Origin of the sequence: Tritonibacter litoralis (assembly GCF_009496005.1) — a bacterium.
GTDB lineage: Bacteria > Pseudomonadota > Alphaproteobacteria > Rhodobacterales > Rhodobacteraceae > Epibacterium > Epibacterium litoralis.
Map to the genome: position 1 here is coordinate 189226 of NZ_WIBF01000004.1, position 22953 is coordinate 212178.

Below are 22953 nucleotides of genomic sequence, written 5' to 3' on the forward strand. Positions count from 1 at the left end.
GACCCCTACTGCCCCAGGCGATCCAACAGCGCAGGCACATGCACCTGATCGGATTTATAGTTGCCGGTCAGCACATGCATGACCAGATTGACCCCAAACCGATAGGCCAGCTCGCGTTGGCGTTCACCTGCAAAGCCGCGTCCAACCGGCAGGCGCGCACGCCCGTTTTCATCCACCGCCCAGGCCGCGGCCCAATCATTGCCGCCGATGACCACCGGGCTGACCCCATCGTTTAGATTGCGAAACGGCAGCCCTTCGACCTGTTCGGCATCAGGCGGCGCCGCTTCGACCCAGACCGGCGCGCCACGTTGACGGCCGGGAAAGTCCTGTAGCAGGTAAAAGGCGCGCGTCAGCACATGGTCCTGCGGCACCGGCTCCAGCGGCGGAATATCCAGCGGTCGCGCCAGCCGTTGCAGATGCCGCGCTGCATCGCTGGTGGCCCCGACCCGCGCCAGATCCGCATCCCGCGTGTCAAACAGGATCATGCCACCGGATTGCAAATAGGTATTCAGCTTTTCATAGGCCTCCGGCGATGGCAGCGGTTGCTGCGGCGAGATCGGCCAATAAAGCAGCGGATAAAACGCCAGCTCGTCCGTCTCGATATCAACACCGGCTGGGTTTGCGGGCTCAACCGAGGTGCGGAAATACAGGATATCGCCCAGCCCTCGCAGCCCATCCTGCGCCAGCTGGTCCAACTGCGGATCCCCGGTCAACACATGGCCCAGGCTGACCTCGGAGGTCAGCGCCGGCGGATTGTCGGTCTCCTGTGCCTGACCCTCGGGCGCGCTCAGCATCAGCGCCACGGCCCAGACCGCCGCCGCACCACCGCCCAGCCGCAACAGGCCCGACACCGCCAGCGTTGCCACCGCATCGATCACCAGCGCCACAAGGGCTGCGGCCAGGAACAGGCCGCCAAGGATACGTTCCTGGCTCTGTTCAAATCCGCGCAAGGTCACTGATCCAGGCCAGACCGGCGCGGTCAGGATATCCTCGGTGCCGACCGCATTGCGGGCCAGGCTGCGGCCATTGCTGGTATAGACGCCGGGGCGCAGCTCTGCCCCCAGCGGTTCCGACACCAGATCGGGGCCCGCCACGCCCGGCAGGCTGCTGCCGTCCTGGATCTGTCCAAACCCATCCAACACCTGAACCGGGCTCCAGGTTGTGCCTTCCAGCTCGGCACCATCGGGGCTTTGAGCGGCGCTTGACACGGCCAGCCGCTCCAGCATTTCCACAAAAAGACCCGACAGGGGCAGGCTGCTCCATTCCGCATTGGCGGTCACGTGAAACAGCACCACTTGTCCCTGTGCCAATGGTTTGCGGGTCACCAACGGCGTGCCATCGCCCAATTCGGCAATCACCCGTTCCGCCAGATTGGGATCGGGCTGCGCCACCACTTGGGAGGTGACGGTGACCTCATCCGGGATCACCAGCCCGAAAAAGGGTGAGTTTTCTGCAAAAGGCGCCAGCGTCTTGGGAGCGCCCCAGCTCATGGCTCCACCCAGGCTGCGCCCGCCCGCTCGCAGGCGCACAGGCATCAGCACATGTTCCTCATTGCGTGCCGTGTCGCTGGCGGCAAGCCGTGGCCCGGCGAAGCGCACCAGCAGACCGCCGTTTTCCACCCATTCGACCAATGCGGCTTCTTGGCTTTGAGGCAGCTGGGCAACATCCGCCAGCACAATCACATCCGGATTGGCCGGCAGCAGATCGGTCAGATTGCCTTCCAGCAGATCCGTCGTCTCCACCAAAGCTTTACGCAAATAATGCAAGGGAGAGAGCAGCGCCAACCCTTCGTTGCCACTGACCGACCCGATCAAGGCCACCTCGCGCCGCCGCAGACTGTCATCGCTCAGCGCAATCGCGCCAGCGGACCGCCGCCCTTGCAGGGCAAACCACTGCAAACGGCCCCGCAGTTCCGCAGGCAGCGACAGCCGTGTTTCGCCTTCGGCCTCATCGGCGGCCAGATCAATAGTGGCGGTGGCCAGCGTGCGCAGGGTGCCGCCCGGATCCTTGCCCTGTGCCAGAACGGTCAGGGATTGTGCAGCACTTGTGTCTGCCCGCACGGCCTGCAGGGAAATGGCCCCGTCCACAAATGTGGGCGGGCGCAGGCCGATCACCGGTGCCGGGGGCGCAACAACGGTCACGTGACCGCGCGCCTCAAATGCATCCAACAGGGCGTCCTGCTGCTCCAAGGCCAGCCCATCGCTGTACCAATGGGTGTCAAACCCGCCGGTGACGCCCTCCAGATGGGCCAGGCTCTGTTCCACCGTGTCGGCGGTCGCGCGCCAGGCCTCGGGTGCCAGGCCAGGCAGTTGTTGGGCCCAGACATCGGCGGCTTGAAACACCAAAGGAGCGGGATCGGTCAGTCGCAGGATCGCCACAGGTCGCCCGGCGCGCCCGGCCTCGGTCAGGTCGCTGTCCAGCTGACGTTCCAACGCGCGCCAATGGCTTGCACCCGCCCAGCTGGCATCCAGCACCATCACAACAGGCCCGGTGCCATCGGCGCGGGCATTTGGGTTCAGCACGGGCCCGGCCAACCCGATGATCACCGCCGCAACCGCCAGCATCCGCAGCAGCAACAGCCACCAGGGGGTGCGGTCGGTCTGGCTATCGTCATCGCGCAGGCCCACCAGCAAGGTCACCGCGGGAAACAGCCGTTTGATTGGCGCCGGCGGCACCGCCCGCAGCAACAGCCATAAAGCCGGCAGCACCAAAAGCCCCAGCAACAACCACGGCGCGGTAAAGCCGATGCCCGCTATCACACTCATACCGGGCTCCTTTGCAGGGCGTGATAGATCCACATCAAGCCGGTTTGCGCATTGTCGCCAGTGTGATGGATCCCCATCCGCCAGCCCGCGTCCCGGCACAGGCGGTCCAAAAGATCACGCCGCTCCGCCAGCCGTTCCAGATAACGATCTTTCAGGGCAGAAGCTTTCAACGTCTCATGCTCCACCGCTCCGGTCACGCTTTGAAACCTTGTGCGCCCCACAAAAGGAAAGCTCTCCTCAGCCGGATCCAGCACCTGCAGAACCACACCCCGCACGCCCCGATCGGCGGCTTTGGTCAAGGCCAGCTGCAGCTCTTCAAACGGGCCGAGAAAGTCAGAGATAAACAGCGCCCGCGCATGGGGGATCAGCGCCCGGTGTTCGGGGGGGGCATAATCGGCCTGATCCGTGCGGCTGAACATCTCTGTCAGGCGCAGGATCTGTTGATTGCCACGTCGGGGTGGCAACAACCCGCCGGTCAGGCCGACGCGTTCGCCTGCACGGATCATCAGGATCGCTGCCGCCAGCGCCAGAACCCGCGCGCGGTCGATCTTGTGCGGCAACTGGTCAGAAGACGAAAACCGCATCGACGCCCCCAGATCGCACCACAGATGCACGGTCTGGGCGATCTGCCACTCGCGCTCGCGCACAAACTGCTGATCGCCTTTGGCAGAACGCCGATGGTCAATCATCCGACGGCTGTCGCCCTGTTGCAGCGGGCGGTATTGCCAGAAATCATCACCCATGCCCGCACGCCTGCGCCCGTGATCCCCCAACAGGACCGAGCCCGCCAGATGCTCCGCCTGTACCAAAAGCGGCGGCAGAGCGCTGGCTTCATCCTCGGCGTGGTGGCGTAATGCGCTGACCGGGGCGCTGTCGGGGGCGGGGGACAAGCTCACGCGGCGGCACCGCTGCGCTGCAGGCCCTGCACCTCATTGGCGATGGTTTCAATCAGATCCGTCAGACTGTCGCCGCGCGCCCGCGCCGCAAAGGTCAGCTGCATCCGGTGGCTGAGCACCGGCAAGGCCATGTCGATCACATCCTCTGCATTGGGCGCCAGACGCCCCTGCAACATGGCCCGCGCCCGCACCGCCAGCATCAAGGCCTGCGCCGCCCGCGGACCCGGCCCCCAGGCCACGGTCTCGCGCACCCGATCGCTGACGTCCGCCTCATTGGGGCGGAAGGCGCGCACCAGATCCAGGATCAGCTCAACCACCGATTCTCCAACCGGCATCCGCCGCAGCAGGGTCTGGGCCGCCAGCAATTCATCTCCGGTGAAAACTGTCGTGGCCTCGGCCTCTTCAACGCCGGTGGTGGCCAACAGAATATCCCGTTCAGTGTCGCGATCCGGATAGGGCACGGTGATCTGGAACAGGAACCGGTCCAGCTGCGCTTCGGGCAGGGGATAGGTGCCCTCTTGCTCGATCGGGTTCTGGGTGGCCAAGACATGAAACGGCGTGCCCAAGGACCGGGTTTCACCAGCCACGGTGACCTCACGCTCCTGCATCGCCTGCAACAGCGCCGATTGCGTCCGGGGGCTGGCGCGGTTGATCTCATCGGCCATCAACAGTTCACAGAAAATCGGCCCCTGAATAAAGCGAAACGCCCGGCTGCCGTCGTCGGTGGTGTCCAGAACCTCGGACCCCAAAATATCGGCGGGCATCAGATCCGGCGTGAACTGGATCCGGTTGCCACGCAGGCCCATGACGGTCGACAGGGTTTCCACCAAACGGGTCTTGCCCAGCCCCGGCAGACCGATCAACAGACCGTGACCCCCACACAGCAAAGTGGCCAGCGTCAGGTCCACAACCCGCTCCTGTCCGATAAACCGCCGCGTGATCGAAGCGCGCGCCTCTTGCAGCTTGGCTTCCAAAGTCTCGATTTCTGTCAATAAATCGTCGGGTTCGGACATGGCTTTCCCTTTGCACCGCCTATACACTGCCAGTCTATCGCGCTTCTGAGAAATGGCAAAAGCAATGAGTGGACAAAAAGCTGTGACGCCCTCGGCAGATGGGCTCGCCGCCGCCGCACAAGCGGCCTCTGACGGAAAACGCCTGCCCCCTGTGCATCTGTGGAATCCTCCCTTTTGTGGCGATTTAGACATGCGAATTGCCCGTGACGGGACCTGGTTTTACCTTGGAACGCCCATTGGGCGATTTGAACTGGTGAAACTCTTTTCGTCGATCCTCAAGCGGGAAGAGGGAAAATATTTTCTGGTCACCCCGGTCGAAAAAGTGGGCATTACCGTGGATGACGCCCCCTTTGTGGCGGTGGATTTCGAAGCGTCTGGCACAGGTGAGTCGCAATCGCTGCAATTTGTGACCCATGTTGACGATAGTGTTACGGCCGGGCCGGACCATCCGATCCGGGTGGAACGTGACCCCGAAACCGGCGAGCCGTCCCCCTATATTTTGATCCGCGCCAACCTTGAGGCGTTGATTGACCGCAAGAGCTTCTATCGCCTTGTTGATTTGGGCGCGCACCATGAGGACTGGTTTGGCCTGTGGTCGGGCGGCGTGTTTTTCCCGGTCATCCCCTCCGACGAATTGCCCTGACGTCTGGGATCCTGGATTGCTATTTCAGTAAGCTACCGACAAGGTTGCACCGGGGTCTGCGGAGGAGCAGGCCCCAAAAGGTACAAGGCAACAGGAGGAGCAGCCGTGACCCAAAAGCTTGCAATTGTGACCGGAGCCGCGCGCGGCATTGGTCTGGCCACCACAAAACTATTTCTGGATCAGGGCTGGTTGGTGGCCATGGTGGACCGCGATGCCGCCGAGCTTGAGCTGGTGGCAACAGATCTGGCGGGCGCAACAGCTTTTGTCTGTGATGTCTCCATCCCGGATCAGGTCACCGCAACACTGGCCGCAATTGAAGCCCAGTTTGGCCGTGCCGATGCTTTGGTCAATAATGCAGGGGTTGCCGATTTTGGCCCGCTGGAGGAACACGACTTTGCCCGCTGGCGTCGGGTTATGGAGACCAATCTGGACGGTGTGTTCCTGGTCAGCCAGGCGGCGTTGGCGCTGTTAAAGAAATGCCAGGGTGCCATTGTGAACATCGCCTCGATCTCGGGCCTGCGCGCCAGCACTTTGCGACTGGCCTATGGCACCTCCAAGGCGGCGGTCATTCATATGACCAAACAGCAGGCGGCAGAACTGGGGGAATATGGTATCCGCGCCAATTGTGTCTGCCCCGGACCTGTGCGCACCAAACTGGCGATGGCGGTGCATTCACAAGAGATCATCGATGCCTATCACGACGCGATCCCGCTCAATCGCTATGGGTCTGAACAGGAAATCGGCGAGGTGATCTGTTTTCTCTGTTCCGACAAGGCAAGCTATGTCACCGGGCAGATCATCGCAGCGGATGGCGGTTTTGAAAGCACAGGCGTGGGCCTGCCCGCTTTGCGTGCGACCAAAGGGTGATCCCTCTGCATCGGCGTTCTACCGCCATCGTGAGCTTTTGCGATAAATTGCGGGTTTTCGCGGACTTGGCGCTCGCTTAGGCTGCGCATAGATCCAAACGCGACGTTTTAAACGAGATCCGGGACCGCCGATGCCACGCTTTGCCGCTAACCTTTCGATGCTTTTTACCGAGCTGCCCTATCTGGAGCGGTTTGCCGCCGCGGCCGAGGCGGGGTTTGAGGCGGTGGAAGTGCTGTTTCCCTATGAGGTCGCAGCCAAAGAGACTCAGCGCGCTCTATTGGCCAACGGGCTGGAGCTGTTGTTGATCAATGCGCCGCCGCCCAATTACACCGGTGGTCAGCCGGGCTATGCCGCGATGCCCGAAATGGAAGACCGGTTCCGCCGCGATATCCGCCGGGTGATGCGCTATGCGGATGTGCTGCGCCCTAAGATGATCCATGTGATGGCGGGTTACGCCAAAGGTGCTGCGGCACAGGCGTGTTTTATCCGCAACCTCCAATATGCCGCCGATCAGGCACCGCAGCAGATGTTTACAATCGAACCTCTGAACCCAGAGGATCAGCCGGGCTATTTCTTGGACGACTATGCCTTGGCCAGGGATGTTCTGGAGGCGGTGGCCCGTCCCAATGTCTGTTTGCAATATGATGCCTACCACGCGCAGCTGATCCATGGCGATGCGGCGGCTGTCTGGGCGGAACATGGCGCGCAGGCGGCGCATATCCAGATCGCAGCAGCGCCAAGCCGGACGGAACCCGGCACCGGTGTTGTTGATTTTGCAGAGCTTTTTGCGGCGATTGACAGCAGCGGGTATGCGGGTTGGGTCAGCGCTGAATACACGCCGTCCGCAGCCCGGACCGAAGACACGCTGGCCTGGATGCGCTAAGCCAGATGTGATTGGCCTTTCCTACACTTTGGAAAGGAATTAGGGATAAGAAGGCACTGCCTGCCCAACGCCTGGAGTTTCCATGTTCCCCGCCCGTTTTGCGCCGATCCTGTTTGGATTTCTGCTGTCCGGAATTATGTCCTGCATCGTAACACTGGTTGCGAGTGTGAAGACGGTTGGACTGGGGGCAGACACAATAACCACCTGGTTGGGGTCTTGGGGATTTGCCTGGCCCGTCGCCTTTACGGTTGTGCTGGTTGTGGCACCCTTTGTGCGCCATGTGGTCAGCAAACTGGTCCGCGAGGCCGATACGTCCGCCTAGGGCTAAACCGGGTTTTATGTTATCTGAAGGGAAGTTCTCCCGCCCGTATCGGACCATTCTGACGAATGATCCTCTCCCGTTGGGCATGGCGCCGGGCTGACGCCCGGCGCGGCGTAAGACGAGAGCGGCCGTGACCGTCAAATCCAAATAAAGATAGGCGATCAGGCAGCTAAAACGTCTGGCGTGCCACAACCGCGCCGCGCGTCAGCGCGGCGCTACGCCCAACTGCGAGGCGCTCCTCTGCCAAGAGGAGGCGCTGGAGCAGGCGGGAGCCCCTGTCTGCTTCTTTACACCAGCGCCTGGGCCAAACGCTCTTAATGCGCCTCGGCCCAGTTCTGACCGCGGCCCGCGTCGACCACCAGTTTCACATCCAGATGCACCGCCGGATCGGCGGCACCTTCCATGGTGGCTTTGGCCACTGCAATTGTCTCTTCCACCGCCGCCTCCGGCACTTCAAACAGCAGTTCGTCGTGCACCTGCAACAACATCCGCGCGGGCAGATGCGCAATCGCCTCGGGCATCCGGATCATCGCCCGGCGGATCACATCGGCCGCGGTGCCTTGGATCGGCGCATTGATTGCCGCCCGTTTGGCAAACCCCGCCTTGGGCCCTTTGGCGGCAATCTCGGGCGTGTGGATCTTGCGGCCAAACAGCGTCTGCACATGACCGTGTTCCTTGGCGAACTCGACCGTTGTATCCATATAGCGGCGAATGCCCGGAAACCGTTCGAAATAGCGGTCAATGAACCCTTGCGCCTCTTTGCGCGGGATCCGCAGGTTGCGCGCCAGGCCAAAGCCCGAGATCCCGTAGATCACACCAAAGTTGATCGCCTTTGCCTGACGCCGAATGTCCGGCGTCATCTCCTCCAGCGGCACATCAAACACCTCAGAGGCGGTCATCGCGTGAATGTCCTGGCCTTGGGCAAAGGCTTCTTTCAGCGTCTCGATCCCCGCCACATGGGCGAGAATGCGCAATTCGATCTGGGAATAGTCCAGCGACAACAAAACATTGCCGGGCTCTGCCACAAAGGCCTCGCGGATGCGGCGGCCTTCCTCGCTACGCACGGGAATGTTCTGCAGGTTCGGATCGCTTGAGGCCATCCGACCCGTATTGGCCCCGGTCTGCAAATAGGACGTATGCACCCGGCCCGTATCCGGATTGATGTGATCCTGCAGCGCGTCGGTATAGGTTGATTTCAACTTGGACAGCTGCCGCCAGTCCAGCACCTTGCCCGGCAGATCATGTTCGGTGGCCAGATCCTCCAGAATATCCGCTCCGGTGGAGTACTTGCCGGTCTTGCCGCGCTTGCCACCGGGCAGAGACATCTTGTCAAACAGGATCTCCCCCAGCTGCGCCGGTGAGCCCACATTAAACGCCTCCCCGGCCAGATCGTGGATTTCCGCCTCCAGCCCCGCCATTTTTTGGGCAAAGGAGTTGGACATCCGGCTCAACGTCTCGCGGTCCACTTTGATGCCATGCATCTCCATCTCGGCGAGAACCGGCACCAGAGGGCGCTCCAAGGTCTCGTAAACCGTGGTCACCTGGCGTTGGTGCAGCTTGGGCTTGAACTGTTGCCACAAGCGCAGGGTGATGTCGGCGTCCTCGGCGGCATAGGCCGTGGCATCATCGATAGCCACTTTGTCAAAGGTGATCGCGGATTTGCCAGAACCCAACAGCGGTTTGATCGGGATCGGCGTATGGTCCAGATAGCGTTCGGACAGCGTGTCCATCCCATTGCCATGCTCACCGCCATGCAGCGCATAGGACATCAGCATCGTGTCATCGATGGGGGCCACCGTGACGCCATAACGGGTAAAGATTTTGGCGTCATATTTGATGTTCTGGCCGATTTTCAGGATCGCAGGATCTTCCAGCACTGGCTTTAACATGGCCAGCGCGTCGTCGAGTGGCATCTGACCTTCGGCCAACCCGTCGCCGCCAAACAGATCATCTTCCCCCGCCTTGTGGGTCAGCGGGATATAGCAGGCCGATCCTGCCTCCACACAGAGCGAGATCCCAACCAGATCCACCAGCATTTCATTCAGGCCGGTGGTCTCGGTATCCACGGCAACCCAGCCTCGCTCGCGGATCTGGTCAATCCATACCTGCAACGCAGCGGCGTCGCGGACGCATTCATATTTGCTGGCATCAAAGGGCACGGCTTCCGGCGCAGCCACTTCGGCCACCGCAGCGGGCGCTTCAGCAATTGTCGGGGCCTCCATGCCCAGCTGATCCGCCATCCGTTTGGAGAGGGTGCGAAACTCCATCTCTGCCAAAAAGCCCAACAACACCTCAGGCTCTGGCTCTTTGACCTCCAGATCCGCCAGGGTGAAATCCAGCTCCATGTCGCAATCCAGCTGCACCAGCTGTTTGGACAGTTCAATCTGGTCGCGTTTGTCGATTAGGGTCTGGCGGCGTTTGGGCTGTTTGATCTCTTCAGCGCGGTCCAGCAGGTCTTCGAGCGAGCCGTATTCATTGATCAACAGCGCCGCCGTTTTGATCCCGATGCCGGGCGCGCCGGGGACGTTATCGACACTGTCGCCTGCCAAGGCCTGCACATCCACCACCCGTTCCGGGCCGACGCCAAATTTCTCCACCACGCCGTCGCGGTCGATGCGTTTGTTCTTCATCGCATCCAGCATCTCGACGCCATCGCCCACCAGCTGCATCAGATCCTTGTCCGAGCTAATAATGGTACACCGCCCGCCCGCGGCCCGCGCCTGACAGGCCAGCGTTGCAATAATATCGTCCGCCTCAAAACCTTCGATTTCCTTGCAGGCAATATTAAACGCTCGCGTCGCATCCCGCGTCAGCGGAAACTGTGGGCGCAGATCCTCGGGCGCCGGCGGGCGGTTGGCCTTATATTGATCATAAAGGTCGTTGCGAAAGCTCTTGCCCGAGTGATCAAAGATCACAGCTACGTGCGTTGGCGCATCGGGCCCAGTGTTCCCCTCGACATAGCGCTGCAGCATGTTGCAAAATCCTGAAACCGCGCCAATCGGCAAACCGTCGGATTTCCGCGTCAGCGGCGGCAGCGCATGATAAGCCCGGAAGATAAATGCAGAACCATCGATAAGATGCAGGTGACAGCCTTTGCCGAATTCAGTATTGCTCATCACATTCTTCTCCAAGCTTCGTTCTCCGTTTACTGACATGTTCCGCTTTGTTCTACCAGCCGCTCTTTTTGTCTTGGGCACATCTTCGGGCTTTGCGGCCCCTTCTGATGAGGCGACGCAGCAGCGTGACCTCCAGGCCAAGTTTCCGCCCTGTGATCCAACCGCCACAACTGGCCAGCATTGTATGCGTGTCCTCGCCTGTATCGGGGATGATGGGCTGTACTTTGACGGTCAGGCACGCGGCGATGCGGTGGGCTTGATCCTGGGACGGACCAGCGACGGCGTGTCCTGTTCCGGTCATTGGAGCAATGTGCACGGCACCGACAGCCGCGGCGAGGGGCGTGCGCGCCTGAAATGCGGCGACGGTTCGCGGTTTCACCTGGTCTATGATAGCCGCGATCGGCAGGCAGGCACACACATCGGCGTCGGCAAAGACAGCAATGGCCGCATGATCCGCGCTTGGACCGGCGATGATGTGCTGCATTTCCTGAGCGATGAAAATGATCGCCCGTCCTTAAAATGCGGTGACCGGATGGTGCCGCTGCAGGACGAAGCGCGGATCGATTAAGTTTTTTTAAAAGAGGTGTTTTATGTCTTTTCTTTTGCGCTCCACCCGGTTTTGTCTTGCCAGCATTGCCTTCATCTTGGGAGGTCTTTCGCTGACAACAGCGCCTGTGGCAGCGCAAACGGTTTTAGCCAAAACGCAAACCGGCAGCATTTTCCCCAAGAATTGCAAGGCCCAACCGGGGCGGTCGGACTCGTGCACACTGGTTTTGGCTTGCATGGACGATGGGAATATCTTTGTTGGAACGGCCACCGGTTGGTTGCGTGGAGATCTGTCTGTCAGAAGCGACAGGGGAACCAGCTGCTCCGGCAGTTGGTTTATTCAAAACACCAACAGCAACCACGGGCAGGCCGGGTTTGAATGTAGCGATGGCCGCGCCGGTCAGGCCCAATTTTCTTACTTTGACGCGGCCACCTCATCGGTTTGGGGCGACGGAGAGTTATCGGATGGAACGCCGTTTCGGGCCTGGACCGGACCGCATTTGCGGCGTTTTGTGAAAAACAACCGACTGGATGTGACGACTTTCTGCCCGACGCTTTTGTTGGGGGCCATAAATTAAGCGCCAACTGCTTGTGTCGGCATATGCCGTGCCAACATGAGATTTGACAAATGAAAACGCGCCCCTTGGGGCGCGCCACAAGCCGAGAGTCGGCTGCCATTCGTCGGATAAGGTTTTCGCTCAGGCGACCTGATCAACAAAATCCCGGTGGATGTATTTGCAGTCGCAATAGGGGCAGATCACATAGCCCACGTCTTTGGGGATTTGCAGGTAGACGCGGGGATGGCCCAATGCGCCTTCGCTGCCGTCACATGCAACACGGTAGCTATCCACGATCTTGGTTTCACGCGCTTCAGTGCTCATCGCTGGCGATCCTCTTGGTTTTCGTATAGGCGCAGTTATGAGCCAAGCCAAAACCGGGGGCAAGTGTTGGTATGAGCGAAGATGCAATCCGTTTGGAATCGCTGCGGAAAACCTACAAAGGGCGCAAAGGTCAGCCCGAGAAACACGCGCTCAAAGGCGTGGATCTCAATATTCCGCGGGGGTCCGTTTTTGGGCTTCTGGGGCCAAATGGTGCGGGAAAGTCTACTTTGATCAATATCTTGGCCGGTCTGGTCAAGAAAACCAGCGGGCGTGTGTCGATCTGGGGGTTTGATCAGGACGAAAACCCGCGCCAGTCCCGCGCCTCGATTGGAGTGATGCCGCAGGAATTGAACCTCGATCCGTTCTTTACGCCGCGCGGCGCGCTTGAGGTGCAGGCAGGTCTTTATGGGGTGCCAAAAGCGGACCGGTACAGCGATGAGATTCTGCGGATGATCGGGTTGGAAGACAAGGCTGAGGCCTATGCCCGCACCCTGTCCGGCGGCATGCGGCGTCGGCTTCTGTTGGGCAAGGCGCTGGTGCACCGCCCCAATATTCTGGTGCTGGATGAACCAACTGCGGGCGTTGATATCGAATTGCGCCAGATGCTGTGGGACAATATCCGCAAGCTGAATGCGCAGGGGATGACCATTATCCTGACCACACATTACCTCGAAGAGGCTGAGGAGATGTGTGACGAGATCGCAATCATCAATCAGGGCAGCGTGGTTGCGCGCGACACCACCGCCAATATGCTGGGCCGTCTGGACGGGCGCGCCATGGTGGTCCATCCCGCCAGCCCGGTGGAAACCCTGCCACAGGGGCCGGGGATTGAAACCGAACTGCGCCCGGATGGCTCGGTTGTTCTGCGCTATCGCAGCCAGGTGACCACCGCCGAAGCCGTGCTGGAAACGGTGCGCGCCGCTGGGATTTCAATCCGGGACGTCAAAACCGAAGAGGCCGACCTCGAAGACGTGTTCCTGTCGCTCACCTCGTCGCTGGGATAGTTGTTGCCGGGGCTGCGTACGCCCAGTTAAGGTTAAATTATTAATTAAAACAATGGCATAGGTTTCGCTGCGAAACCTATGTCTGGTGTGTTGTGCAGGCTCTCCCGCTTGGATTTTGCGCAGGGGCTCCGCGGATGACAAAAACGTGCAGCGCAAAAGTGACACATTTGTGAAATGCATGTTTTCGATGCAGTTTTCCTGTGTCTTACTATCGACAGAACCTTCAACTGCACAAATACTCAGGGCTATGTCACAATCATCCCTTTGGCACGCCAGCCGCAGCGAAACTTGCGAAACCCAGCCATTGGCCGGTGATCTCAGGGTGGATCTGGTTGTGATCGGTGGCGGCTTTACCGGCTGCTCTGCCGCGCTTGAGGCGGCGGGAAAGGGCGCAAGCGTTGCCCTGCTGGAGGCACAGACCATCGGCTTTGGCGGGTCAGGGCGTAATGTGGGTCTGGTCAATGCAGGCCTGTGGCTGCCGCCGGATCAGGTGATCGATCAGATGGGGCAGGGCGCGGGTGAACGTCTGGTCCGGGTTCTTGGTGATGCGCCGCAACATGTGTTCGACCTGATCAAACAGCATCAGATCTCCTGCGAAGCAACGCGCAATGGCACCCTGCATCTGGCTCATTCCCCGGCGGGTCTGCAGGGTCTGGATGCCAGATTTCGTCAAGGCAACCGGTATGGGGCCAGCCTGCAGCTGTTGGATGCAGCAGAAACAGAGCAACGCACCGGATCCGCGCGCTATCATGGGGCGCTGTTTGATCCACGTGCGGGCACTATCCAGCCGCTGTCCTATTGCCAGGGTCTGGCCCGCGCGGCACAGGCTGCCGGCGCGCAGATTTTCACCCAAACGCCTGTGAACTGGATTTCCCGGCTGGGCAACGCATGGGAGGTCCGCACCGAAACCGGCGTGGTTACGGCCAAAAGCCTGCTGTTGGCGACCAATGCCTATTTCCAGGGGATCCGCACCTTGTTTCAACCGACCTTTGTGCCGGTGTCCTATTGCCAGTTTGCCACCGCGCCGCTCAGCGCTGCGGAACGCGAACAGGTGTTGGCAGGAGGCGAAGGCTGTTGGGACACGGCGCTGGTGATGTCCTCGTTCCGATTGGATCAGGCCGGGCGTTTGATCCTGGGCGGGATGGGCAACAGCGACGGCCTTGCCAGCCCGGTTCACCGCCAATGGGCGCGGCGCAAATTGGCGCAGGTATTTCCGGATCTCGCAGCGAAACCCTTTGAGCACAGCTGGAGCGGGCGGATTGCGATGACCGGGGATCACGTGCCTAAAGTGGTGGAGTTCGGCCCGCAAGCCATGGCGGTCTATGGGTATTCGGGGCGTGGTATTGGCCCGGGCACGGTCTTTGGCACCGCTGCGGCGCAGGCTTTGTTGACAGGGAAACGCACGCATCTTCCAGTGCCTGTGACCCCCGCTCATCGTGAAAACCTGACCGCGGTGCGGGCCGCTTTCTTTGAGACCGGCGCCGCGGCTGCGCATTTGGTTTCGGCCCGTACCTAAGGCAAATCACGGTTTTGCAACTTGCCTCTCTGGTGATTTCTGCGCAGACACATCCCATTGATTAAAGAATTTTTTGGAGGTGACGCTGATGGGGCAAATGCTGCTGTTGAGCGAGGTATCCGGACGACTGATGGGGCTGTTCGGACTTGTGTCCCTAGCGTTGGGGATCAAAGCGTATCAAGCGGGGACATCCACCTGGAGCTATGATTCCCTGATTTTTGTAGGCGGCCTGTGTTTTGCCTTTAGCCTGCTCTACTTGCTGCCCCGTACCCACCGCATGGTGATGCGTGTGACTCATCCATTTGGCCTGCGATTGCTGTTTGCCAAGTTCAGTGTGTTCTGGATGGCTGCAAACATGTTGTTTGCCGTTGATGCACAGGAGGGCAATGTGATTGCGGCTCATCCGGGCCTCAAAGCGGTGCTTTTCCTGTTGCTTATTGGGCTGCCTCCGGTGGTTTTTCTGCTGATGTATTTCCCCGTGGGCCTGTCATATCGTGCCCAAAGGCTGCGGCGCGAGGCGCTTGTGGCACAGCCCACATTGCCCAAAGTGAAACATCGCACCGTCCAATCAGACCAATCAGATCGGCGACGGCCAATGGCCGATGTCGCGCCCTCTGTGGAACCCAGCGCCCAACGCGGGTCGGTTTGGGTATGGCTGCCTTTGGCTCTGGTGACGGCGGTTGTGGTCTGGGTCAATGCAGAGATGACGGTGATCCCTTCACCGGATTACCTGCGGTTTGTTTCCACCTACCTGTGGCTGTTGATGGCTGGGATCTTTGTGTTGCTGTTCCTGCTCCCTTTGCGCAGCATGGCGCGGCACGGTCGGTCGCTGTTTGCGATGCCAAAGATCCTGGTTGTTGCTGGGATGGTGCCTTTGTTTCTTTTTGTGGCGGGAAACCTGATCTATGTGACGCTTCCCGCAGCCGAGGTGCTGGCGCGCGGGTCCTTTCCCCATAGTGATTTGGAGTATCACGTGCGTGCCGTTGAGGCCGGTTCCGAGGCGCAGCTTTGTCTGGATCTGGAACATCTGAGCCGCGCGCAGCGGCCGGTGCCAATTTGCGTGTCTTCGCAGGCTGATCTTCAGGTCGATGACACCGTTACGATTCGCGGCCCCTTGGGGTTTTGGGGACAAGAGGTGCGAGAGGTGCGCCCCCTGCTGCGAGACGGCAAGAAGCAAGGTTGAGGGCAAGCGCTCCCGCCCGGTTTTACCCTTTTGAAAAAAGGGCATAACCCGTTGGGCCGGGCGCCGCGCTGGTGCGCGGCGGGGCCTGTGTGGATCCGGACTCGCAATGAGAACAAAAGGGGAATATTCTGGCGGGGCCATGTCCCACTTTGCCGAATTCACCTGCCTGTCCAACTTCTCCTTCCTCACCGGGGCCTCCCATCCTGAGGAATATATCGCCCGTGCCGTGATCACCGGTACGGCCGCCGTGGCGATTGCCGATGTGAACTCGGTTGCGGGGATTGTGCGGGCCCATGCGGCGGCGGCGGATATCACCCGCCGGGTCAAGGAGCGCCGGGCCTGGGATCAGACCCATGGCCCCATGGGCCCGCCGAAACCTGACCACCTGCCAGAGGCACATGGCAGTTTCCCGGTCTATGCTTGCCCCCGGCTGATCCCGGCCGCCCGACTGGAGTTCACCGATGCGCCGCCGGTGATTGCCCTGCCCCAAAGCCGCAAGGGCTGGGGCAACCTTACGCGTCTCTTGTCCAAAGGGCGGCTGCGGGCGGAGAAAGGCAACTGCCATCTCGAGATTGCGGATCTTTGGGGCCACGCAGACGATCTCCACCTGCTTCTGGTGCCACAAGCGCAGCATCTGCCTGGCGGCGCGGGCGGGTGGGGGCCGCATATGGACGGGGTGACGCGCCGCTTTGGGGGGCGGATGCATCTGCTGATGGCGCCGCGCTATGATGGGGCGGACCGGACCTATTTCGCCGCCCTCACCGCCCTGGCCCAAGAGCTGGGTATCCCGACGCTCGCCAGTGCGGCGCCAATGATGCACCATGGGCGCAGACGGCGGCTGGCGGATGTTTTGTCGGCCATACGCCTGGGCCGCCGGGTCGAAGATCTGGGCCATGCGGCTTTGGCCAATGGGGAACGTCGCATGCGTTCAGAGGCCGAAATGCTGCGTCTGTTTCGCGGGTTTGAGGAGGCGGTGCACCGTGCGGGCGCGCTGGCCGAACAGCTGACATTCTCATTGGATGAGCTGCGCTATGACTACCCGGATGAGGCCGAGGGGGAGACCCCGACCCAACGTCTGCGCCGCCTGGCTGAGGAAGGTCTGCGCTGGCGGTACCCCGGCGGCGCATCGGACAAGGTGCGGGGCATGCTGGAACATGAACTCGCCCTGATCGCCAAGCTGCAGTATGAGCCCTATTTCCTGACCGTGCGCGACATCGTCCATTTTGCCCGCTCGCGCGATATCCTGTGTCAGGGGCGGGGGTCTGCGGCCAACTCGGTGGTCTGTTTCTGTCTGGGTGTCACCTCGGTCAGCCCCGAGATGGGCACGATGGTGTTTGAACGATTTGTCAGCGAAGCCCGCGATGAACCTCCTGATATTGATGTGGATTTTGAACATGAACGCCGCGAGGAGGTGATCCAGTGGATCTATCAGCGCTATGGTCGGGAACGGGCGGGGCTCTGTGCCACAGTGATCCACTACCGGGGCAAACGTGCCATCCGCGAGGTGGGTCGCGCCATGGGGTTGAGCGAGGATACCATTGCGGCCATGGCCTCGCAGCTGTGGGGGTTTTACGCCAGCAAATCGGTGGACGCAGACCGCCTGCGCGAGATTGGCCTGGATCCCAATGACCGCCGCTTGCGGCTGACGCTGGCGCTGGTCGAAGAGATCATCGGCTTTCCCCGGCATCTCTCGCAGCATGTGGGGGGATTTGTCATCACCCAGGGCCGTCTGGATGAGCTGGTGCCGATTGAAAACGCCACCATGGAGGGGCGCACGGTCATCTGCTGGGACAAGGATGATATTGAGGCGCTGGGCATTCTCAAGGTGGATGTGCTGTCCCTGGGCATGCTGACCTGTATCCGCAAGGCCTTTGATCTGATGCGACAACATCACCAGCTGGATTACGCGCTGGCCACCCTACCGCCCGAGGATCCGGCAGTTTATGACATGCTGTGCCGGGCGGACAGTATCGGTGTTTTTCAGGTGGAAAGCCGGGCGCAGATGAATTTCCTGCCGCGGATGAAGCCGCGCCATTTCTATGATCTGGTGATCGAGGTGGCGATCATCCGTCCGGGGCCCATTCAGGGTGATATGGTGCATCCCTATATTCGCCGCCGCAACGGTGAGGAGCGCGTTGATTTCCCTTCTGACGAACTGGGAGAAGTCTTGGGCAAAACCCTGGGTGTGCCGCTGTTTCAGGAACAAGCCATGCAGATTGCCATGGTGGGCGCGGGGTTTACGCCGGAACAGGCGGATCGGCTGCGCCGCTCGCTTGCGACGTTTAAAAAACACGGCAATGTCAGCGAGTTCCGCAGTCTGTTCCTGCGGGGGATGGCCAAAAACGGGTATGACGCCGCATTCTCGGAACGGTGTTTTTCCCAGATCGAAGGCTTTGGATCTTATGGGTTTCCCGAAAGCCATGCGGCCAGTTTTGCGCTGTTGGTCTATGCCTCGGCCTGGATCAAATGCCACCATCCGGGGATTTTTGCCTGTGCGCTTTTGAATGCGCAGCCGATGGGGTTTTATGCGCCCGCTCAGATCATTCGCGATGCCCGTGAACATGGGGTCGAGGTGCGGCCGGTCTGTGTGAACAGCTCTTATTGGGACAATGTGATGGAGCCCGATGGGCGCGGTGGGCTGGCGTTGCGGTTGGGGTTTCGCCAGATCAAGGGGATGAGTGATGAGGACGCCAGCTGGCTGACGGCAGCACGCGGCAATGGCTATCACGAGGTGGCGGATGTCTGGCGCAAGGCGGGCTTGTTGCCACCGGTCATTGAACGGCTGGCCGAGGCGGATGCCTTTGGCTCTCTTGGGATGAGCCGCCGCGAGGCCTTGTGGGCGGCCAAGGCCATCACCGCGCGCCGTCCGCTGCCGCTGTTTGAACGCGAAATGGAGGGGGAGGTGATTGCGGAGCCTGCCGCCCTTCTGCCCCAGATGACCCTGGGCGAAGAGGTGGTCGAGGATTATGTGGCCATGCGGCTGAGCCTCAAGGCACATCCCGTGGCCTTGTTGCGCCCGCTTCTGAGCCCGCAGAACGCTGAGGATCTGGGCAAGGCGGGGCCGGGGGATTAAGTATTTGGGAAAAGATGAAACAGGGTCCGGTGGGCGGCGCGAAGGAGGTTCCCCATTTCTGCCGGAGCCTATAGAAGGCAGGGGACCGAGACCAGAGCCAAGACCTTATCGGAGCAAAGTCATGAGTACACCCAAACCTGTTGTTCTATGCATTCTGGATGGCTGGGGCAGTGCCGAACCCGGTGCGGCCAATGCGCCTTATCTGGCCAAGACCCCCACATTGGATGGAATTGCCAAGACCTGCCCGATGGCCGAGCTGATCACCCATGGCCCCGACGTGGGCCTGCCCACCGGGCAGATGGGCAATTCGGAAGTGGGGCACACCAATATTGGCGCAGGCCGGGTGGTGGCGATGGATCTGGGCCAGATTGATCTGGCGATCGAGGATGGCTCGTTCTTTGACAATGGGGCCTTGCAGGCCTTTATCGCCAAGTTGAAGGACACCGGCGGTGCGGCGCATCTGATGGGGTTGGTGTCTGATGGCGGTGTTCATGGCCATGTGGTCCATATTCTGGCCGCGATCAAAGCCATTCGGGATGCGGGTGTGCCGGTCTATCTGCATGCGGTCACCGATGGGCGCGATGTGGCGCCGAAATCCGCGCTGGGCTATGTGGCTGAACTGGAAGAGAATATGGCGGATGGCGCGCAGATCGCCACCGTCACCGGTCGTTATTATGCCATGGATCGCGACAACCGCTGGGAACGCGTCAGCCAGGCCTATGCGGCGATGATCCAAGGGGCGGGACAGCACAGCGCCGATACGGCTGCGGCTGCGGTTGAGGCGTCTTATGGGCGTGAAGAGCTGGATGAATTTGTCAAAGCCACCGTCATTGGCGATTTTGCCGGGGTAAAGGATGGCGATGGGTTTTTCTGTCTAAACTTCCGTGCCGACCGGGCGCGCGAGATCCTGCGTGCCATTGGTGAGCCGGGCTTTGCCGAGTTTGAGACCGGCGCACGTCCCGATCTGGCTGCTCTTTTGGGCATGGTGGAATATTCCGACGGCCACAACGCCTATATGACCACAGCCTATCCCAAGCGGGAGATTGTCAACACGCTGGGCGCTTGGGTGTCCAAACAGGGCAAGCGGCAGTTCCGGCTGGCGGAGACCGAGAAATATCCGCATGTGACTTTTTTCCTGAACGGCGGGGTGGAGACACCATATGAGGGTGAGGATCGGTTTATGCCCAAATCGCCGAAGGTTGCGACCTATGATCTGCAGCCTGAGATGTCCGCGCCGGAAGTGACCGCAAAATTCGTGGAAGCGATTGCGGCGGGGTATGATCTGATTGTCACCAATTACGCCAATCCGGATATGGTGGGTCATACCGGGGATCTGCAGGCGGCGATTGCCGCCTGTGAGGCGGTGGATCAGGGGCTGGGTCACGTGATGCAGGCGCTGGAAAAAGCCGGGGGGGCAATGATTGTCACCGCGGATCATGGCAATTGCGAAATGATGATGGATCCCGAGACCGGAGGTGCCCATACGGCCCATACCACCAATCTGGTGCCGGTGGCGCTGGTGGGCGGGCCCGAAGGTGCCAGCCTGAAGAACGGGCGTCTGGCGGATCTGGCTCCAACCGTTCTGGAGCTGATGGGCCTTGAGAAGCCTGAGGAAATGACCGGGGAGAGCCTGCTGACATGATCCGTCGCGCAGCGTGGTCCATATGTTTGATCATGGGCGTGGTGGCCGCTTCGGCGGTAGGCGCACAAGAACCGGCTGCGGCGGCGCAGGCTGCGGCCGCGCGGCTTGAGGCGGCCGGGGAACGCCTGCGCGATGCATCTGGTGCGCGAGACCGCGTCCGGGCTCTGACCGAGACGGTTCAGGCCTATGAGGACGGGTTGGCGGCCATGCGCGATGGGTTGCGCCGGGTGGCGCGGCGCGAAACGGCCCTGTCGGCGCAATTAAAAGCGCGCGAGGGGGAGGTTGCGGATCTTTTGGGGATTTTGCAGACCATCGAGACCTCGGAACCGCCGGTTCTGATGCTGCACCCCGCAGGGCCCTTGGGCGCGGCGCGGTCCGCCATGACGCTGGCAGAAGTCACACCGGGGCTGCAGGCGCGGGTCAATGGGTTGAAGCGCGATCTGGATGAGGTCAAGACCCTGCGGTTGTTGCAGCAAAATGCCCTGGGGTCGTTGCAAGAGGGGCTGCAGGGGGTGCAAAACGCACGCACCGCCCTGTCGGTGGCCATTGCCGACCGCACGGATCTGCCAAAACGGTTTACCGAAGATCCGGTGCGCACGGCGATCCTGATCTCGTCCACCGAGACCCTATCAGGCTTTGCCAGCGGACTGGCGGAAATTGCGGGCGGTGAGATTGCAACGGACAACAGCGATATCAGCGCCCGGCGTGGGGATTTGACTCTGCCGGTGCAGGGCTTGCTGCTGCGCGGCTATGGCCAGCGTGATGCGGCCGGCGTTGCCCGTCCGGGCATGTTGGTGGCCACCCGTCCACGCGCATTGGTCGAATCGCCCACAGCCGCCACCATCCGGTATCGCGGGCCTTTGCTGGATCTTGGCAATGTTGTGATCCTGGAACCGCAGCCCGACACGTTGTTTGTGTTTTCCGGCCTCGCCGAGGTTTTTGGTGAGACAGGGCAGGTGATTCCAGAGGGCACGCCCGTTGGTTTGATGGGCGGTCAGACGCCGCAAGCGGATGCTATTTTGTCACTAAGCGGTGAAGGGGCTGGAACTGACCGTTCAGAAACGCTCTATATAGAAGTGAGAATGGACAATAGTCCGGTGGACCCGGAAACCTGGTTCCAAACCGGCAAGAATGGATGACGTTCATGAAGAAAATCGCGATGGCCGCAATTGGCGGCACGCTGGCAGGTATTGTGGCAACCGGATATGTAACGGGGCCGCTGCTGGCACAGGAGGGCGCGCGTGAGACAAGCGTCTATGAGCAGTTGGATTTGTTTGGGGACATTTTTGAGCGCATTCGCGTGCAATATGTTGAACAGGTCGACGACAAGGAACTGATCGAGGCGGCCATTTCCGGCATGCTGTCGTCATTGGATCCGCATTCGTCCTATTTGTCTCCGGATGATGCGGCGGCGATGCGGGTGCAGACACGCGGTGAATTTGGCGGTCTGGGGATCGAGGTCACGCAGGAAGAGGGCTTTGTCAAAGTTGTCTCGCCCATTGATGGCACGCCTGCGGATGAGGCTGGGATCGAGGCTGGCGACTTTATCACCCATGTGGACAACGAAAGCGTTCTGGGTCTGTCGCTGGACGAGGCTGTGGATCTGATGCGGGGCCCGGTGGGCTCTGAGATCGTGATCACAGTTGTGCGCGAGGGTTCGGATGAACCTTTTGATATCTCGATCATTCGCGACACCATCACCTTGACCGCTGTGCGTGCGCGCACCGAAGGCAAGACTGCGGTGCTGCGGGTGACGACGTTTAACGATCAGACCTATGACAATCTTGAAGCTGGTCTTGAAGAACAGATCGAAGCGGCCGGCGGCATCGAGAACATCGAAGGCATCGTTCTGGATCTGCGCAACAACCCAGGTGGTCTGTTGAACCAGGCGATCAAAGTGTCGGACGCTTTCCTGGACAAGGGTGAGATCGTCTCGACCCGCGGTCGTAATCCGGAAGACGGCGAGCGGTTTAATGCGGAACCCGGTGATCTGGCCGATGGTCTGCCGATGGTGGTGCTGATCAATGGTGGTTCTGCCTCGGCTTCCGAGATTGTGGCGGGTGCGCTGCAGGATCACCACCGGGCGATTGTTGTGGGCACCAAATCCTTTGGCAAAGGCTCGGTTCAGACCGTGATGCCACTGCGGGGCAATGGCGCGATGCGTCTGACGACTGCACGCTATTACACGCCGTCGGGCCGGTCGATCCAGGCATTGGGCGTGTCGCCGGATATCGTGGTGGAACAGCCGCGCCGCGATCCCAATGAAGAGGCCGAAGAGGAGACACCAAACCGGTTCCAGCGGTCCGAGGCCGATCTGCGGGGCAGCCTGAACAATGACAGCCTGACCGAGGATGAGGTCCGCCAGATCGAAGAAGATCGGGCCAAGGCCGAAGCGGCAGCCGAGCTGCGCGAAGAGGATTACCAGCTGGCCTATGCGATCGACATTCTGAAAGGCCTGTCCAAACTGGCGCCGAATTGATTTTCGCACCTTTCGGACACAATGAGACATGAGGAAAGGCCGTCCCGTGGGGCGGCCTTTTTGTGTTTGATTTCCACTTCCGTACCCGATTTGCGGCGTAGCCGCGCGCAGCGATGGGGTAGGG

At 60.7% G+C, this 22953-nt stretch carries 18 protein-coding genes; 13 read left to right on the forward strand and 5 right to left on the reverse strand.

Annotated elements, in window-relative coordinates; genetic code table 11:
* Positions 1 to 5 precede the first annotated feature (5 nt).
* The 3 genes from GFB49_RS08855 to GFB49_RS08865 are packed head-to-tail and all read right to left on the reverse strand — an operon-like array spanning position 6 to position 4674.
* Positions 6 to 2765: a DUF4159 domain-containing protein gene (locus GFB49_RS08855; protein ID WP_153215496.1), complete on the reverse strand. Its 2760-nt coding sequence runs from the start codon at positions 2763 to 2765 to the stop codon at positions 6 to 8.
* Positions 2762 to 3661 carry a DUF58 domain-containing protein gene (locus tag GFB49_RS08860; RefSeq protein ID WP_425505198.1) on the reverse strand — a complete coding sequence of 300 codons (900 nt, stop codon included), beginning with the start codon at positions 3659 to 3661 and terminating at the stop codon, positions 2762 to 2764. Before GFB49_RS08860 ends, GFB49_RS08855 begins: the two co-directional genes overlap by 4 nt.
* Positions 3658 to 4674 carry an AAA family ATPase gene (locus tag GFB49_RS08865; RefSeq protein ID WP_153215497.1) on the reverse strand — a complete coding sequence of 339 codons (1017 nt, stop codon included), beginning with the start codon at positions 4672 to 4674 and terminating at the stop codon, positions 3658 to 3660. The genes GFB49_RS08860 and GFB49_RS08865 overlap by 4 nt, the downstream gene beginning before the upstream one ends.
* A gap of 64 nt (positions 4675 to 4738) precedes the next feature.
* On the opposite strand from GFB49_RS08865, the gene GFB49_RS08870 reads away from it, so the two are divergent.
* From GFB49_RS08870 to GFB49_RS08885, 4 genes are all read left to right on the forward strand, one after another.
* A complete protein-coding gene (locus tag GFB49_RS08870; RefSeq protein WP_153215498.1) occupies positions 4739 to 5317 on the forward strand; it encodes a DUF1285 domain-containing protein in 579 nt (192 codons plus the stop codon).
* 105 nt (positions 5318 to 5422) lie between these two features.
* The gene (locus GFB49_RS08875) at positions 5423 to 6184 is read left to right on the forward strand and encodes an SDR family NAD(P)-dependent oxidoreductase (RefSeq protein ID WP_343032523.1); all 762 of its coding nucleotides are present in this window, start codon (positions 5423 to 5425) and stop codon (positions 6182 to 6184) included.
* A 130-nt stretch (positions 6185 to 6314) separates the two neighbouring features.
* Complete coding sequence (locus GFB49_RS08880; RefSeq protein ID WP_153215500.1) at positions 6315 to 7067, forward strand: hydroxypyruvate isomerase family protein; 753 nt, start codon at positions 6315 to 6317, stop codon at positions 7065 to 7067.
* Positions 7068 to 7149: 82 nt separating this feature from the next.
* Positions 7150 to 7389 (forward strand): DUF2798 domain-containing protein, encoded by a 240-nt coding sequence (locus GFB49_RS08885; RefSeq protein WP_153215501.1) that lies wholly within the window; start codon positions 7150 to 7152, stop codon positions 7387 to 7389.
* Positions 7390 to 7703: 314 nt separating this feature from the next.
* Here the strand turns inward: GFB49_RS08885 and polA are convergent, their stop codons facing one another.
* Complete coding sequence (gene polA, locus GFB49_RS08890; protein WP_153215502.1) at positions 7704 to 10505, reverse strand: DNA polymerase I; 2802 nt, start codon at positions 10503 to 10505, stop codon at positions 7704 to 7706.
* 37 nt (positions 10506 to 10542) lie between these two features.
* Between polA and GFB49_RS08895 the strand changes: the two genes are divergently transcribed.
* On the forward strand, positions 10543 to 11073 hold the full coding sequence (locus GFB49_RS08895) for a hypothetical protein (RefSeq protein ID WP_153215503.1): 531 nt from the start codon (positions 10543 to 10545) through the stop codon (positions 11071 to 11073).
* A 22-nt stretch (positions 11074 to 11095) separates the two neighbouring features.
* Entirely contained in the window at positions 11096 to 11629 is a 534-nt protein-coding gene (locus tag GFB49_RS08900) for a hypothetical protein (protein ID WP_153215504.1), read from the forward strand.
* 120 nt (positions 11630 to 11749) lie between these two features.
* On the opposite strand, the gene GFB49_RS08905 is transcribed toward GFB49_RS08900, so the two are convergent.
* Positions 11750 to 11932 carry a zinc-finger domain-containing protein gene (locus GFB49_RS08905; protein WP_153215505.1) on the reverse strand — a complete coding sequence of 61 codons (183 nt, stop codon included), beginning with the start codon at positions 11930 to 11932 and terminating at the stop codon, positions 11750 to 11752.
* 71 nt (positions 11933 to 12003) lie between these two features.
* On the opposite strand from GFB49_RS08905, the gene GFB49_RS08910 reads away from it, so the two are divergent.
* The 7 genes from GFB49_RS08910 to GFB49_RS08940 all read left to right on the forward strand — a co-directional run bounded on the left by GFB49_RS08910 (position 12004) and on the right by GFB49_RS08940 (position 22829).
* Entirely contained in the window at positions 12004 to 12936 is a 933-nt protein-coding gene (locus tag GFB49_RS08910; protein WP_153215506.1) for an ABC transporter ATP-binding protein, read from the forward strand.
* A 247-nt stretch (positions 12937 to 13183) separates the two neighbouring features.
* On the forward strand, positions 13184 to 14452 hold the full coding sequence (locus GFB49_RS08915; protein WP_153215507.1) for an NAD(P)/FAD-dependent oxidoreductase: 1269 nt from the start codon (positions 13184 to 13186) through the stop codon (positions 14450 to 14452).
* Positions 14453 to 14540: 88 nt separating this feature from the next.
* On the forward strand, positions 14541 to 15635 hold the full coding sequence (locus tag GFB49_RS08920; protein ID WP_153215508.1) for a hypothetical protein: 1095 nt from the start codon (positions 14541 to 14543) through the stop codon (positions 15633 to 15635).
* Positions 15636 to 15741: 106 nt separating this feature from the next.
* Complete coding sequence (locus GFB49_RS08925; RefSeq protein WP_425505199.1) at positions 15742 to 18708, forward strand: error-prone DNA polymerase; 2967 nt, start codon at positions 15742 to 15744, stop codon at positions 18706 to 18708.
* 121 nt (positions 18709 to 18829) lie between these two features.
* Positions 18830 to 20350: a 2,3-bisphosphoglycerate-independent phosphoglycerate mutase gene (gpmI, locus tag GFB49_RS08930; RefSeq protein WP_153215509.1), complete on the forward strand. Its 1521-nt coding sequence runs from the start codon at positions 18830 to 18832 to the stop codon at positions 20348 to 20350.
* Positions 20347 to 21489 carry a murein hydrolase activator EnvC family protein gene (locus tag GFB49_RS08935; RefSeq protein ID WP_153215510.1) on the forward strand — a complete coding sequence of 381 codons (1143 nt, stop codon included), beginning with the start codon at positions 20347 to 20349 and terminating at the stop codon, positions 21487 to 21489. Before gpmI ends, GFB49_RS08935 begins: the two co-directional genes overlap by 4 nt.
* Positions 21490 to 21494: 5 nt before the next feature.
* Positions 21495 to 22829 (forward strand): S41 family peptidase, encoded by a 1335-nt coding sequence (locus GFB49_RS08940; protein ID WP_153215511.1) that lies wholly within the window; start codon positions 21495 to 21497, stop codon positions 22827 to 22829.
* Positions 22830 to 22953: the final 124 nt, after the last annotated feature.